This is a genomic window from Phocaeicola paurosaccharolyticus JCM 15092, from assembly GCF_000613805.1.
Lineage (GTDB): Bacteria > Bacteroidota > Bacteroidia > Bacteroidales > Bacteroidaceae > Phocaeicola > Phocaeicola paurosaccharolyticus.
Window position 1 is genome coordinate 19,180 of record NZ_BAJR01000012.1, and the last position, 15,918, is coordinate 35,097.

The 15,918-nt window shown below is 38.4% G+C and carries 10 protein-coding genes; 5 read left to right on the plus strand and 5 right to left on the minus strand.

The genetic code is table 11. From position 1 onward, the window contains the following. The first annotated feature begins 18 nt into the window (after positions 1-18). Entirely contained in the window at positions 19-2,514 is a 2,496-nt protein-coding gene (locus JCM15092_RS06870) for an FAD-dependent oxidoreductase (RefSeq protein ID WP_024994018.1), read from the plus strand. Between the two features lie 30 nt (positions 2,515-2,544). After that, a complete protein-coding gene (locus tag JCM15092_RS06875; RefSeq protein WP_034541686.1) occupies positions 2,545-2,886 on the plus strand; it encodes a MarR family winged helix-turn-helix transcriptional regulator in 342 nt (113 codons plus the stop codon). Between the two features lie 178 nt (positions 2,887-3,064). Here JCM15092_RS06875 and JCM15092_RS06880 read toward each other — a convergent pair whose 3' ends face one another. Then, positions 3,065-3,796, minus strand: coding sequence for a class I SAM-dependent methyltransferase (locus tag JCM15092_RS06880; protein WP_024994020.1), 732 nt, complete (start codon positions 3,794-3,796; stop codon positions 3,065-3,067). Positions 3,797-3,999: 203 nt separating this feature from the next. Here JCM15092_RS06880 and JCM15092_RS15265 point away from each other — a divergent pair, with 203 nt between their 5' ends. Both JCM15092_RS15265 and JCM15092_RS15270 read left to right on the plus strand, forming a co-directional pair. Next, positions 4,000-5,838: a glycoside hydrolase family 43 protein gene (locus tag JCM15092_RS15265; RefSeq protein WP_185091806.1), complete on the plus strand. Its 1,839-nt coding sequence runs from the start codon at positions 4,000-4,002 to the stop codon at positions 5,836-5,838. Further along, positions 5,835-6,959 (plus strand): glycoside hydrolase family 43 protein, encoded by a 1,125-nt coding sequence (locus JCM15092_RS15270; RefSeq protein WP_051532496.1) that lies wholly within the window; start codon positions 5,835-5,837, stop codon positions 6,957-6,959. The genes JCM15092_RS15265 and JCM15092_RS15270 overlap by 4 nt, the downstream gene beginning before the upstream one ends. Before the next feature lie 86 nt (positions 6,960-7,045). Here the strand turns inward: JCM15092_RS15270 and JCM15092_RS06895 are convergent, their stop codons facing one another. Continuing rightward, entirely contained in the window at positions 7,046-8,260 is a 1,215-nt protein-coding gene (locus JCM15092_RS06895) for an alpha/beta hydrolase family protein (protein ID WP_024994021.1), read from the minus strand. Between the two features lie 227 nt (positions 8,261-8,487). Between JCM15092_RS06895 and JCM15092_RS06900 the strand changes: the two genes are divergently transcribed. Further along, the gene (locus tag JCM15092_RS06900) at positions 8,488-12,372 is read left to right on the plus strand and encodes a hybrid sensor histidine kinase/response regulator transcription factor (protein WP_024994022.1); all 3,885 of its coding nucleotides are present in this window, start codon (positions 8,488-8,490) and stop codon (positions 12,370-12,372) included. Here JCM15092_RS06900 and JCM15092_RS16830 read toward each other — a convergent pair. Genes JCM15092_RS16830 through JCM15092_RS15280 form a run of 3 tightly spaced genes read right to left on the minus strand, consistent with a single transcriptional unit; the run spans position 12,333 to position 15,904 of the window. After that, complete coding sequence (locus JCM15092_RS16830) at positions 12,333-14,054, minus strand: TonB-dependent receptor plug domain-containing protein (protein WP_235782295.1); 1,722 nt, start codon at positions 14,052-14,054, stop codon at positions 12,333-12,335. The genes JCM15092_RS06900 and JCM15092_RS16830 overlap by 40 nt on opposite strands. Further along, positions 13,955-14,959, minus strand: a complete 1,005-nt coding sequence (locus tag JCM15092_RS17520; protein WP_051532498.1) for an MG2 domain-containing protein — start codon at positions 14,957-14,959, stop codon at positions 13,955-13,957. Before JCM15092_RS17520 ends, JCM15092_RS16830 begins: the two co-directional genes overlap by 100 nt. A gap of 18 nt (positions 14,960-14,977) precedes the next feature. Then, entirely contained in the window at positions 14,978-15,904 is a 927-nt protein-coding gene (locus tag JCM15092_RS15280) for a BT_3044 domain-containing protein (RefSeq protein WP_034541688.1), read from the minus strand. Positions 15,905-15,918: the final 14 nt, after the last annotated feature.

A 15,918-nucleotide genomic window follows, 5' to 3' on the forward strand; every position in this document is an offset into this window, starting at 1 on the left:
TATTAAAAGGCAAAAATAATGAAATACGTTGTAGTTGGTGGTGTAGCGGGTGGAGCAACCGCAGCAGCCAGATTGAGAAGAATTGACGAAAAAGTAGAAATCGTACTTTTTGAAAAGGGCGATTATATTTCGTATGCCAACTGTGGACTGCCATATTATATTGGTGGTGTTATAGAGGATAGGAGTAAGCTCTTTGTGCAGACCCCTCAGGCATTCTCGAAGCGATTCAACATAGATATACGGGTTGCATCTCAAGTTGTCTCTATAGATCGGGCAAACAAGAAGGTCTCCGTCAGAACAGCAGATGGTAAGGAGTATGAAGAGAGTTATGATAAGTTGCTTTTATCTCCGGGAGCAAAACCTTCTGTTCCACTTATACCTGGAATTGACAATGAGTTTATATTCACACTTCGTAATGTCTCTGATACAGATAAGATAAAGAATTATATCACAACACATGAAGTCAAGAATGCTGTAATCATTGGTGCAGGATTTATAGGCCTTGAAATGGCCGAAAATCTCCATGAGGCAGGTGCACATGTCTCAATTGTTGAGATGACTCCTCAGGTTATGGCTCCGATAGATTTTTCAATGGCATCAATTGTTCATCAGCACCTTATTGAGAAAGGAGTATCACTCTACTTGGAGAAGACAGTTGTAGGATTTACAAAGAGAGAAGGCGGCGGTGTAAAAGTGTTACTTAAATCAGGCGAGGTTATAGAAACCGATCTTGTTCTCTTGTCTATAGGTGTAAAACCCAACAACGAGTTAGCTGTAGCTGCAGGTCTCGAGATAGGTGGAACAAAGGGTATAAAGGTTAATGAATACCTTCAAACCTCCGATGAGGACATTTATGCTGTTGGTGATGCTATAGAGTTTCCACATCCATTGACCGGCAAACCATGGTTAAACTATTTAGCAGGTCCGGCAAATCGTCAGGCCAGAATAGTTGCCGACAACATGATTTATGGTAACAAGACTAAGTATGAAGGGGCAATAGGCACATCTATAGCGAAAGTATTCGATATGACAGTGGCAATTACCGGAATAGCAGCAAAGAGACTCGGATGCGACGGTATTGAATATATGTCTGCTACAGTACACCCTAACTCACATGCAGGATACTATCCGGATGCATTCCCACTAAGCCTTAAGCTTACATTCGATAAGAATAGTGGTAAGGTATATAGTGTTCAGGCTGTAGGATACGATGGTGTTGACAAGAGAATTGATGTTGCTTCTCAGATAATTAAAAGAGGTGGTACAATATACGATATTATTGAGATAGAGCAGGCATATGCGCCTCCATTCTCATCTGCTAAAGATCCTTTGGCGTTAGCCGGATATGTTGCGACAAATATACTCGAGAAGAGAATGAATCCACTTTATTGGAGGGAACTGCGTGATGCAGATATAAACACGGTTACACTTATTGATGTGCGTACAGCTGATGAATACGAAGTTGGACATATCGACGGTGCTATCAATATACCTGTTGATAGTATGCGTGAGAGAATGAGTGAAATCGATAGTAGCAAACCTATATGGTTATATTGTGGAGTAGGACTAAGAGGATATCTTGCTTCTAATATTTTATTACAGAATGGCTTCACCAATGTTAGAAACTTGGTTGGTGGATTGAAAACATATAAATCCTCTACTGCGGAACTTCCGGTTCCGGCAAACATATATAAAACATTTAAATATAGTGAAGAGAAGAGGTTTCAGATTGATAACCTCAGGGTAACAGAGTTGTATAAAGAGGACGGGGATGATGATAAAACAGCATCATCTATAAAGATTGATGCATGTGGATTATCATGCCCCGGCCCTTTAATGAAACTCAAAAAGAACATGGAGGTTCTTAAAAAAGGCGATATACTTGAGGTTACTGCTACCGATGCAGGTTTCCCTAGTGATGCTCGTTCATGGGCTGAGACAACAGGAAACGAGTTTATCTCTTCTTCTGAGAACGCAGGTAAATATGTTGTGAAATTGAAAAAAAATGAGACTATGAAGGTAGTAGAACAGCAGAGCAATGCTCAACTTGGCAAAACTTTTATTATGTTTAGTGATGATCTTGACAAAGCATTAGCTACTTTTGTATTAGCTAATGGTGCATCGGCTATCGGTGGTAAGGTTTCAATATTCTTTACATTCTGGGGATTGAACGTTATCAAGAAAGTTGAGAAACCAAAAAGTGAGCACGATATCTTTGGTAAGATGTTTGGTATGATGTTACCTTCAAGTTCTTTGCAACTGAAACTATCGAAGTTGAATATGTTCGGTATTGGTTCGCGTATGATGAGATATCTCATGAACAAGAAGAAGATTGATTCACTCGAGTCTCTACGTCAGCAGGCTATTGACAATGGAATAGAATTTATTGCTTGTCAGATGTCAATGGACGTGATGGGAGTAAACAGAGAGGAATTGCTCGACAACGTTGTCATTGGTGGAGTTGGAACATATATGAACCGTGCTGATAAGTCGAATATTAACTTGTTTATTTAATTAATGGAGAAAATAAAATCTTTGTGTGTTATGAGAGACCTTTTAAAAGCACTCTCTAAACTTGAGAATCAGCTTGTAGAAAAGCATGGGGTGTGTCTAAATGAGGCTATGGCCTTGTGCAGCCTTTATGACGGAACATTGAGCGCAAGCGGTATCTCTGAGATGATAGGACTTGCCCCTTCGCATACATCAAAAGTTATTCGTTCAATAGAGGAGAAAAAACTTATTAAACGAAGCTTGGGTAAACAAGACAAACGTACTATGTATTTTCACCTGACAGAGAGTGGTAATGATATTATTGCTAAGATTAAAGGCGATGGGATAGAAATTCCCGATTTCCTTGTTCCTCTGTTCAAGGAGTATAAAGAATAAGATTATTTAATAGTTTGATATCCTTAAGTTTAGAATCTATATTTTAAACTTGAGGATATTTGTTTTATGCTTTAGGATATTAATCCTAAGCCTTAGGATTAATATCCTAAAGCTTGGGATAAAGAAAAATAAAAGATTTTGGAGGAAACACCTACCATATAACTGTAAAACTGATTTATTATTTTACTGATAATGATGCCAGATAATCGTAATGTTCGCCCTCTTGTATGAGTTCTGTCTTGAATCCATATTGAGACGCGTAGAGGCTCAGAGTAGGGTAATCTATATAAAGCCAGTCAAACTCTTCTCCCTCGATATCCTTATATTTCATGCTATATCTTATCTCACCATAGTAGTCGCCTGCTATATCAATCAGATAACTGCCATCCTCATCTTCAAAGAGATATTTCAGATCGCTTGAGTCCATTATAATCTTTCCTTCCGGAGATAAAAGCTCTTTCATCCTATTGAAGAACAGCTCCATATTCTCAAGCTTTCCTATAATACCCGAACCATTCATAAGCATTAGTATTGTGTCGTAGTTCCCTACGAAAGCTTTATTGAATAGATTGGCATTAATAACAGTGTCAACACCTCTCTTTTCCATAATTTCGCATGAAATTGTGGAAATCTCTATTGCAGTCACATCCTTTCCCATCTCCTGAAGAGCAAGAGAGTGGCATCCGCTTCCGGCACCCACATCGAGAATCCTCCCCTGAGCAATCTGAAGCGCCTTTTGTTCAATAGGCGACATCTCTTTAAATGTTCTGAAAAGCTGTGCTACAGGTATCTCATCTTCATCAAAATCATCTGACATGACTCTAAGTTTGTATGCGCGTGATGTGTTGAAGTAATCAGCTATTGCGGCACCCATAGGGTCATTCTGTGGTGAAACGGTATTTTTAATCATATTATTAATGCTTCGTTTTATGTGGCAAAGATACTATTTTTATAATGAAATAATATAACCGACATCATCATAGGAGATAGGTGTGAAAACATTCGTTTCCCATACTTATGGGCAAATAGGACAAAACGCCCCCTTATCAGAAACATATAGTGACTTATCATTTTCTGCCAATATGATATATTTGTATCAAGAAAAACATGATTATGAATATAATAAAAAGAGTGAAAAACATTGTAGCAGCAATAATGCTTCTTGCTGCTCTATCATTAAATGCGCAAGGGTATAAAAACCCTATCATAAAAGGCTTTCATCCCGACCCAAGCGTATGTAGGGTTGACAGTGACTATTATCTTGTGACGAGCTCCTTTGAATATTTTCCCGGGGTTCCTATTTATCATAGCCGTGATATGGTAAACTGGGAGCAAATTGGCAATGTGTTGTCACGACGTTCACAACTTGAACTGTCAAAAAGTGGTGTATCCGGTGGAATATATGCTCCGACTATAAGATACAATGACGGTGTATTTTATATGATAACCACTAATGTAAGCAATAAAGGCAACTTTTTCGTCTATACCACAGATCCAAAAGGGGAGTGGTCTGAACCTGTCTGGCTTGAGCAGGGAGGAATAGATCCTTCATTATATTTTGAGGATGGAAAGTGTTATATGACAAGTAATCCTGATGATGCAATATGGCTCTGTGAGATAGACAAGAAGAGTGGCAAGAGACTATCTCCTTCTAAGAAGATATGGTCAGGAACAGGTGGCAGATATCCTGAGGCTCCTCATATATTTAAGAAAGAGGGATATTACTATCTATTGATTGCCGAGGGTGGTACTGAGTTCGGACATAAGGTAACCATAGCACGGAGTAAAAATATTTATGGTCCGTATGAGTCAAATCCTGGTAATCCTATAGTTACTCATTTCCGACAGATTGCTCAAGGCAATCCTATACAAGGAACAGGACATGCCGACTTGGTGCAAGCTCATGATGGTTCGTGGTGGATGGTGATGCTCGGTTTCAGAGTACAATCTGGTGCACATCATTTGCTAGGCCGTGAAACGTTTCTTGCCCCTGTTGAATGGAACTCAGAGGGGTGGCCGGTAGTAAACGGTAATGGCACTGTGAATATTGATATGAGCAATGTAAAAACTCTACCTCAGATAAAGATGGGTACAAGTAAAGACTGGGACTTCAATGACGACAAGCTTGGTGTTGAGTGGAACTACCTGAGAAATCCTGATTTCAGCAAATATTCGCTTACAGAACGTAAAGGTTCTCTACGTATCTATCCATCTTCTACATCTATTGATGAGTTAGGTTCTCCATCTTTTGTAGGCTATCGTCAGCAGGATATTAATTTCCAGGCTACCACATGTATGGTAGTAACCAATCCTGACGAGACCATGAGGTCGGGTATGACGATATATATGAATAACAGTGGGCATTATGATCTCTACCGACAGGGAAATAGTCTCATGCTAAGGTATCGCCTTGGATTGCTGTCACATGTGAAAAATATATGTCAGCTTAATGACTCTGTACTCTATCTTAAGGTTATAGGCAGTGATGCGAAATACAACTTTCTGTATAGTAAAGATGGGACAAACTATATTAAAGCTGGTGAGATGGATACACGCTTTCTGAGTAGCGAGACTCTCGGAGGTTTTACAGGAATATATATTGCTCTCTTTGCGGAATCGGATAAAAACGACTTAAAATTGAATGGTAATGTATCGGCATCTGAAAAGAGGATATCTAAATCATATGCAGACTTCGAATGGTTTAAGTATATGGAGCTAGTACCTGAGTTATCTCCTAAGATGTTCTCGGGAAACAACAACCCTTTGCTTGATTTTCATTTCACTGCCGATCCTACAGCAGTTGAGTATAATGGTCGCCTATATGTATATGCCACAAATGATCATCAGCAGTATCAGGGAGTTGGAAAAGATGGAAGGAACAGCTATGAGAAGATAAACTCGCTTGTGATGATGTCGACAGATGATATGGTTAATTGGACCTATCATGCTTGATTGATGTAAAATCTCTCGCTCCATGGATTATAGCCTCTTGGGCACCATCAATAACTTCCAGAAAGGAGAAAGATGGAAAGACACATTTCTATCTCTATTTCTCCAACAGTGGCTCAGGTACAGGAGTATTGACCTCAACATCACCTGTTGGTCCATGGAAATCCCCACTAAAGAAGAGTCTTGTTGATACATCAACACCTAAATTGGGTAACTGCTCTCATCCTTTTGATCCGGGAGTGGTGATAGATGATAAGGGAACAGGATGGCTCACTATAGGAGCTAAAGATGTACGTGTAGCAAAGCTGGGTAAGGATATGATAAGCATTGACCGACCTATATCCGTCATTAAGGCACCTTATCACTTTGAGGCAAATGAACTCAACTTTATCAATGGTACATATGTCTACACTTATAATACAGACTGGACTCCTCACAAGGATTGTTCACTAAAAGAGAATACTAGATGTACCATGGCATATATGACTAGTAAGACTCCTCTAATTACAGATAGTTGGGAGTTGAAACATGACTATTTCAGAAATCCTGGTGATCATGGAATGAATTACAGTAATAACCATACTCATCTGCATAAGTACAAAGGAAAGTGGTATCTATTCTATCACTCTATGACATTACAGAGCAGTTTCAATACAGACGGAGGTTTCCGCAATGTTTGTGTAGATGAGATAAATGTTGACGAGAATACTCCTTATATCTATGAAACCAAACCTACCATGCAAGGGGTGAACCAGATAAAGAGTGTCAACCCATACATGCTTCAGCAAGCGGAAACAGTGGCAGCTACTCAGGATATAGTGTTCTCACCTCAAGGTAGAGCAGGTAATATGATAGCAAAGGCTACTAAGGAGAGTGGAATGATTAAGGTACGTGGAGTAGAGTTCGATAAGAAGGTCAATAAATTTATTGCTCTGGTCTCGGGAAAAGGTGTTTTGAAAGTTAAAGCAGATAGTCCGCAAGGTGATACTTTGGCAGAGGTAATGGTTGACTCATCTGTAGAGAAGCAGGTTACTATTCCGACCAAATTTGTAAAAGGGAGGCATGATCTTTTTTTCATTCTAGATGGTAAGGAGCTCGCTTTTGACGAATGGAAATTTAAATAAATGCGTTTTTTTTCGTTACTAATTATAATAAATAGTATTGGATAAAGAAAGCCGGCTACTCATTTTAGAGTGGCCGGCTTATTATATTATTTAGCCCAAGGCATCCATTTGTTATAGTCAACATCCTTGAACTTCTCAGCTTTCATGACATTGGTATCAACATCCTTCTTTCCTAGCAGGAACTTATCTACAAAAGCTTCCACCTCGGGATATTGGGTTTTTGGCAGTTGACAATGCATATGTCCTCCTTCTATTGAGAACCCCATTCTGTCAGCTATGCCGAAAGCCTCCCACACCTTGCGTGCAGCATGACATGATACATAGTTTGATTCATCTGCTAGCCACTCATAGTCAGTGTTGCCAAGGACAAGCAGAGCACGTGGAGCAACCAATGCAGCAAGCTGATGGTGGTCGATAGGCAACTTGCTCACATTCTTCTCAGAGAAGCGTCGCATGCTCTCAAGGAACCATTGATAGTTTGTTCTTCCCAATGTCTCAACATTGCCCAAAGTTTCAGAGACGCGCCATGCGTCAACCCCGCCACCTCCGGGTTCCTGAGCAATGACAAGTGCAATGCGCTCATCAAATGCTCCTGCAAAGAGAGCCATTTTACCGGCGAAAGAGCATCCTGATATAGCTAAATGTTTCATATCTATTTTGCTCTTCTTGCCAATAATTTCAAGTGCATCAATTATTCTGCTTACTCCCCATGGCCAAGCACAATATGCTCCCATATCTATCTGATCAGGATATAGTTTGTTGATAGGCTCATTCCCACGTTTCTGTGTATGGGTCATAACTTGGGTGAAGTTGAATGTAATCTGTGCTATACCTCTAGACTCGAATATAGCTGGCGGAAGGCTACCTGTCCCCATTCCTATACCTATGATAGCGGGAAAAGGTCCTTCTCCTTTAGGATATTTGATAAATGATTTCAATCGCAGTGTCTCTCCGTTCTCTGTGATATCTACTATAAGAGTATCATTCTTAAGTTCAGCCTTTATCTGTTCCTTTTTCACTACAGGTTTCTTTCCAATCTCATAGTACTGAATGCGCTGCATAATCTCTGCTCTATGCTTTTCCCAATCCTTGAACTTGGTAGATCTTCCATTGCCATTTGCCCAAGCAAAAGGATCTGGCAGAGTTTCTATTGATGGTAGTTTTTCGAAAGATGGCTCCTGAGGTACCTTGTATGATGCTGCGCTGTTTTCGCAATCATAAACCAGAGGTATGTTCTTCTGTGCAGATGCCACCGATGCCAGCATGAAGCAGGCCATTGTTGATAATAATATTCTTTTCATATGTATTTAGATTTGTCTTTTTAGTTAAACAAATGCAAGTTAAGTAAAAAATATTGTTGTTGTTATTTTTTCTATTGCTTTTGTAATGTGATAGTTTTAGACTCTTTTTTTTACAGAGTGATTAATCGTAATTGTGAATTTTAAGTAAAATTGACAATTACAGATGGAAAACATACATAATAAAGAAATAATTCATAAATTTGGTGCACCTGATTAAAATCTATTATATGAAAACTAAATTATTATTGTTGTTTCTATTTTTTTCTACATTCAACCTATATCCTTCAAGTACTGATAAGAAGTTCTACAATATTAATGTGATGCATGGTGTCTCTCTCAGAGAGATGGCTTCTGTTTGTAAGGATAAGGATGGATTTATATGGGCCTCTTCAAAAACAGGAGTTATCAGAGTCAGTGACAGAAATTATAAAATATATCATCTTCCATTCAAATCATCCAATATTATTAACGTAAGGTTATCATGCGAGAACGGCATGCTTATAGCATTTACCAATAATGGTCAGATATTCCGGTACAACAAGCTCTACGATCGTTTCGATTTCTTTATGGATCTTCGTAAAGAGCTTGATGATCATTTTATCAGTATAGATTATATCATTATTGATAAAGACGGATCTTTTTGGATGAATACTTCGGCAGGTTTTTGTCACTATGATAAAAAGAGGCTGAAAAGGATGAATAGGAATAAGCTCTCCGTGAAGTGCATACGAAGATTCGATTCAGAAAATATATTTGTTGCTCAGCAGGAAAATATTTATCTTATGAATACCTCTACATTTAAGTTGAAGGAGCTTTTTAAATATGGCAGAAAGTTAAATGTGAGCAGCATCTTTTTTGATAAGAAAAAGAGAGTAATTTGGTTGGGTACTTCAACGGATGGTCTATTCTATTATGATATGGCTACAAAAAAGCTAAAGTCCGTAGAAGAATTCCCGAAGCAACCTGTAACTGTAATAACAGAGAGCCCTGATGCCACTTTGCTTATTGGCATTGATGGAAAAGGAATGTTGGAGATGGATAAAGAGAGCAAGTCTATACTTAAAATATTCAGAGAGGATGTAGATAACCCATATTCTTTACGTGGCAATGGTGTATACGATATCTTTTGCGACAATAACAGAAGGGTTTGGGTGGTGACCTATTCAGGAGGACTATCATATTTGGACTGGAACTCTACTCTAATAAATCAAATTTCACATCAGATTAATAATCCTAACTCTTTAGGTAATAATGATGTAAACAATATCATAGAGGATAGCAAAGGTGATATTTGGTTTGCTACCAACAATGGTATATATAGATGGAGAGTTGCCTCAGACAGGTGGGATAGCTACTATAAAAACAAAGAGAACCAGGCACAGGTATTTCAGACATTATGTGAGGATGATGAGAATAGAATTTGGGCCGGAACATACTCCTCAGGCTTTTATGTCCTTGATAGAGAGTCGGGTAGAGAACTGGCACAATATCCTAATAGTCAGACACCGAATTTAGCATCATGTAAATTTGTGATGAACTTGTACAAGGATAGTGATGGTGATATATGGATTGGTGGTGTGACTAATCTGATAAGCTATTCAAAGAGTAAGAAGGAGTTTCGTGTCTACTCACAACAACCTATGCGCTCGTTTATGGAGTTTGCACCTGGAAAGATCCTGTTGGGTTGTACCTACAGCCTTATTCTTCTTGATAAAGCCAGTGGTCATATAACATATCTCACAGAGTGTCTTGCACAGGATATAATTGTGAGAGGTGATGATATATGGGTGGCAACCGCCGGAGACGGTTTGCTGCACTATAACTATAAGACAAAAAACACCAATAGGATAACAATGGAGGCAGGACTTCCATCAAATTTTGTCAATAGTCTGACTTATGATAATGGATATATATGGCTTGGCACGGAGAATGGTCTATGTAAATACAATCCTAATGATAATTCTGTGAAGAGTTTCTATAATAATATGGCTTTTGCAGGTACATCATTCAATAACACAGCTGTATGTAAACTGAGAAATGGTGAACTTATTTGGGGTACAAACAACGGTGCTATTATGTTCAATCCTAACAAGCTAGGTAAATCACTGATAAAAGGAAAAATCTTCTATGAGAATATAACCATAGCAGGAAACTCTATACGTGAGAATAAAAAACTGCTTAACGGCATTCCTGTAAATGAGCAGACTGATTTATCATTTAAGTCAGATCAGAATACAATATCTCTTGATCTATTGGCACTAGGAGTATCTTCGGGTGAGGTGAAATTTTCATGGAAAATGGATGGACTTGATACTAAATATTCAAATCCATCAAACCAGCATATTATAACTTATACCAATATACCTAACGGTAGCTATAAGCTAATGATTAAGATGTATAATAATTCCCTCTCACAGGTTATCAGTGAACGTGAACTTAACATAACTGTAATTCCTCTTTTCTGGCAGACATGGTGGTTCCGGCTGATTTCGATTATCATATTTGCAGGTATAGCAATATTCCTCTTCAGGTTGTATATCATCCGACTTAAACAGATTCACAACGAAGACAAGATCAGATTTTTTACCAATACGGCTCATGACCTCAGAACGTCAATAACTCTTATTAATGCACCTATTCAGGAGTTGAATAAGGAGGAGGGATTATCGGGTAAGGGACACTACTATCTAACACTTGCAGTTGAACAGGCAGAACGTCTGTCGAATGTTGCCACACAACTGCTGGATTTCCAGAAAGTAGATGCTGGCAAAGGCCAACTTTTCCCTGTTATGGTTGATATAGTATCTCTAATTTTCAGAAGAAAGACGATGTTTTATTCTACTGCGATGAAGAAGAATATAACAATAAACTTTTCATCTAACAGGGAAGAATACTTTACTGCTGTAGATAAATTGAAGATAGAGAAGGTTATAGATAACCTATTGTCGAATGCAATAAAGTATTCATTTGATGATAGTAATATTGATATTAATATAGAGTGTACAGACTATTCGTGGAAGATGGAGGTTACCGATAATGGATTGGGTATATCCGAAAATGCTCAGAAGAGACTCTTCAAGGAGTTTTATCGAGGAGATAACAGCATAAATTCACATATGGTTGGTTCGGGTATAGGTCTTCTGTTGGTAAAGAACTATGTTATCATGCATGAAGGTACTGTATCACTTCGTAGCAAGGAGAATGAAGGGTCTAAGTTTACTATAACTATACCATATAAGGAGGTTTCTGATAAGGAGGCTGCCAACTCTACTGATTTTTCAGATGTCTTTTCCGAGAAAATCTTCACAAAATCAGCTGAGCCAATTAAGCAAGATGCCGGATTGAAGAGGACAAAATCAATATTAATTGTTGACGATAACTACGATTTGAGACAATTCTTAAAATACTCTTTAGAAGATGAATATAGGATATTGGATGCAGAAAATGGATTAACTGCATGGGAGCTTATTAAGAGTGAGTCACCCGATATTATTGTGTCGGATGTAATGATGCCTGAGATGGATGGCTTCGAGCTATGTAAGCTTATAAAGTCTACATTCGAGACATCTCATATACCGGTAATACTTTTGACTTCTCTCTGCGAGCGAAGTAATCAGCTTGAAGGACTTGGACTTGGTGCTGAGGATTATGTTACGAAACCTTTTGATGTATTACTTCTTAAGCAGAGAATTGAGACCATAATCCGAAATAGGGATATTGTAAGATCAAAAGCTATAGAACTTGTAAAGTCGGATGCTGATGAAGAGGAGAGGATATTGCCAAACCAACTCAACGATAACTTCGTTAAGATGGCTGTGGATGTTATAAAGGAGAATATCAATAACATAGATTTTGACAAAGATAGCTTTGCCAGGGAGATGAATGTCAGTCCTTCGCTTCTTTATAAGAAACTGAAATCGCTCACAGGACAGTCGCCTACGGACTTCATTAAGGATATCCGTATGAAACATGCCATGGACCTGCTTAAATCTAACAGATACTCTATTACTGAGGTTAGCGAGATGTGCGGATACAGTTCAATAAGCTATTTCAGTACCGTATTCAAAAAGAATTATGGTAAGTCACCTACAGAGGTCTTACCAACAGAGTAGATAAGATTGCCATTACTTGCCACTCCCTCTATGGTGAATCCATAATTGGTAGTGGCATCTGCTGCATAGAAACTGATGTGAGCTTTTCCATTTTCATCAGTTACAACAGATGGATTCCAATATATTGTAGTACGTAAATCAGGGGTTGTATTGCCTTTTTTAGCTTCTGTTTCGTATGTAGGAGAGTAGAACTCTACATATTGCTGATATCCTATTGGTGCTGCTACCTGCATATTCGAGTTTAGTCTGTTTCTCTGAACAAATCCCTTCTTTGTATTTATAATCAATGCCCCATTGGCAGCTGCAGAGCCGTAAAAAGCTGCAACAGATGTTGCCGGTGAGATGAACACCTCCTTAACATCCTCTACATTTATCCTCTGATAATCGAAGCTCTCCTCTGGTACATTATCCAAAATTACCATTGGAGTTTTTCCTCTGTATTGCACCTCATCACCTATTGTGCTGACTCCAGGGAGACGTCTGAGCAGATCGAATATGGAGACAAAGTGTCCCTCATTCACATCGTCCTCGGTAAGTACTTTTGATGTAAGTGGAGAGTAGAAAGGTGATTCACTGAATACTGTACTTTTCTTTTTGGCTGTAACAACAATCTCAGCCAGATTGTAAACTCTCATTCCATTCTCTATGGTGTATTTCTGATCCATCTTGGTAAGATAGCTCTCTTTAATTTTTGGCTCTTCGAAAGGCGGCAGAGAGAATAGTCGAGGCTGCGGGTACGATTTTAATGAATCCAACTCTATGAATACTTTTGAGGATCCTTTTTTGTTCTGTGCCTGCACAATGAAGTGTGAACCATTCGGATAATCCAGTTTATCAAAGAAAAATTTACCTTTTCCATCAACTTCTGCCATCTCTGTGCCTATAAGTGAATCCTTGACAGCCAAAAGTGATATCTTTCCTCCTTTTAGAGCAGAGAAATATCCATTCACCTTTCCGCTGATTTTCTCTCCAAGTTCAGGCTCATATCTCAGGCTATTAGTGTTGTTACCTTTAATTATTTCCGGAATGTTATATCTCCTCCATCCCTGAGTCATCATAAGCAGGTCGAGCAAAAAAGAAGAATTCTTATTATCATTCAGATAGGATAAAGGTGATTCAATATATCCCTTCAGCTCTGATGTGAGGAGCATAGAAGAGACAATATTTGATGTTGTATCCTGTTGTACATCTTTCATGTCGGTGACAGATATTGAGAAGTTGCCCTTTAAAGGAGAACCTGTGAAATCGGATAGGGCAATATCCATATCTATCTTATCACGTTTATTGTAGCTGTTCTTGTCAAATATAACAGATGCCTTTGCCAGACTCTGTTGAGGCAGTGAGAAGACCAGTCTTTCGCTATGTATGTTCCTATTACCATCAATGAGTAAAAAGTGTGTTATCCCGGCAGGGAAAAAATCCTCGTCGAAATCTAAAAAGTTACTGTTTGCATCCCATGGTTGTGCATAGAGCACCACTCCACGTATATGAGCGACCAACATCATTGATGGTGGTAATGTTGTCTCTTCGGATTTGGCTATGCTAACACGCAACTTCTTGTTTGTCCATGCAGTATTTATTGCTATTGCTTCAGGCTTAGCCATAGGCAGATCGAACTCAAGGCTTTTGCCGGAGTCGTCGATGCATATAGCATGGTAACGCTTTCCCTTTTCATAATGCATTCTGAAAATCCCATTCCAAGATGCAGTGTACTGAAGTTGGCACATTCTTGATTATTCTCATCCACGACGGTACCTTTTATCTCCTTCGACAAGCCATTAGTTCCTACAGCTTTGAATGCAATCTTTATATCGGTCGAGTATGGGGCATTACCTCCCTCAGGAAAGAAGTCCACCTGGAAAGGGCGTTCCTGTTGAGGTATCCTTACGTAGCTGTTTATTGGTTTCCCATCATAAAGTGTCTTTAGAAGGAACATTCGCGATGGATCAATCTCTTTCTTTCTAAAGCTGTATTGAGCTTTACCATCTATAAATGTAAGTGAGATGTTCTTTTTAAAGTCTGGAGATATTATAGAGTTTTCGGGTATTATGTTTGTGTTGTCTCCATTCTTGAGGTATTTTATTTCGGCTATGATATTCTTTTCATCAGAAGAGAACTTAACATTGTGTCTGACCAGTTTTGAGTTTGGGTCGGAAATAAATATCTTTTTATTGAAGAAATAGTCCTGTCCAATATTCTGCATGAACCAGGTATATGCTTCTAATGAGTAGTATCCTTGTGGTGAATTTTCCTCTATTCTGATGCTTCCATAAAAATATCCTTGTGAGTCGGGTCTTACCTTGACCCTTTCTAAAAGTTTGCCCGATGGACTTGTGAGTGTAACATATACATATCTGCTTGCATTTGCCTGTTTTAACAATAAAGCATCGACTAGATGTGCTCTGAACCACATTGTCTCACCCGACATATATATGTTTCTGTCTGTTTGCAGATATATTTTCTCTTGTGGAAAATTATATAGTTCCCTATTGAAATTATTGATAATAGTATCTGGTACTATTCCTTGAGCAGATAAGCTGTTCATGAATATAGTTGCCAGGAATAGTACCAGAATACTTTTTTTCATGGTATAGAAAGATAAATATTAATAATCGTATTTTCTATTCTCATCCATCCAGTCATTTATCAGACGGACTTGATCATCATTTTCTCTCTCTTTGTAGACAAATCCTCTAACCTTCTTTGTCTCACCATTCTCTTTGAATGTATACCATATGTCGTATACCTTCATCTCAGGATAATATTTACCACCTCCGCTTATGAGTTCAAATTGATCCCAAGTTTTTAGTGTTACTGAGTTATCCGAGTTGACTGTCATAGTGAAGCAATATTTTGGTCTGTAGTCAGTAGCGCCTTTAGACCACTCATTCTTCTGATGATACATACGCACTGTATTGCCATCTTTTACAGCCTGAAGAGTACGAGGTAACTTATATACTGTAGAGTCATTAGGATTATCCACAGACTTTATAATACCGTCCATATAGTATTGTCCTGAGTAGTTATTCATCAGGTTCAATCTGTATAGAACTACTGTATCCTCTTTTACTAGATCGAAAGCAGATGATTTATCAATTTTCAATGCAATCATATAAAGTGAGTCCACATGCAGTGTTGATGGATTGATTAATATAGGATATGTTCCATATGTATCACCCTTCTTAACAATTGCATTTTCTTGTGGAAAATTGTATATGCCTTCATGAAGAGCTCTGTACATGATATCGTCGGAACCACGTTCCTTTTTATTGTACTGCTCAATCATTGAAGGTACATTAAGAATTGAGATAGTGACATCCTGACTTGTAGGTTGTGATCCGCTTATTGCAATAGATGCATAAATTGTATCGTTCTCGTAACCTATATTTAGCTGTTTGTCAACAATCTTATCTTTTGCACCAACAAGGTATACAGACTCAGGCCACAAAGCCTCTTCCATAGGGATCTTGCTATCGCAACTTGCCATTAATACGGTAATCAATGTTGCCGAAAGTATAGCTATTTTTTTCATATCTTAAATTATTA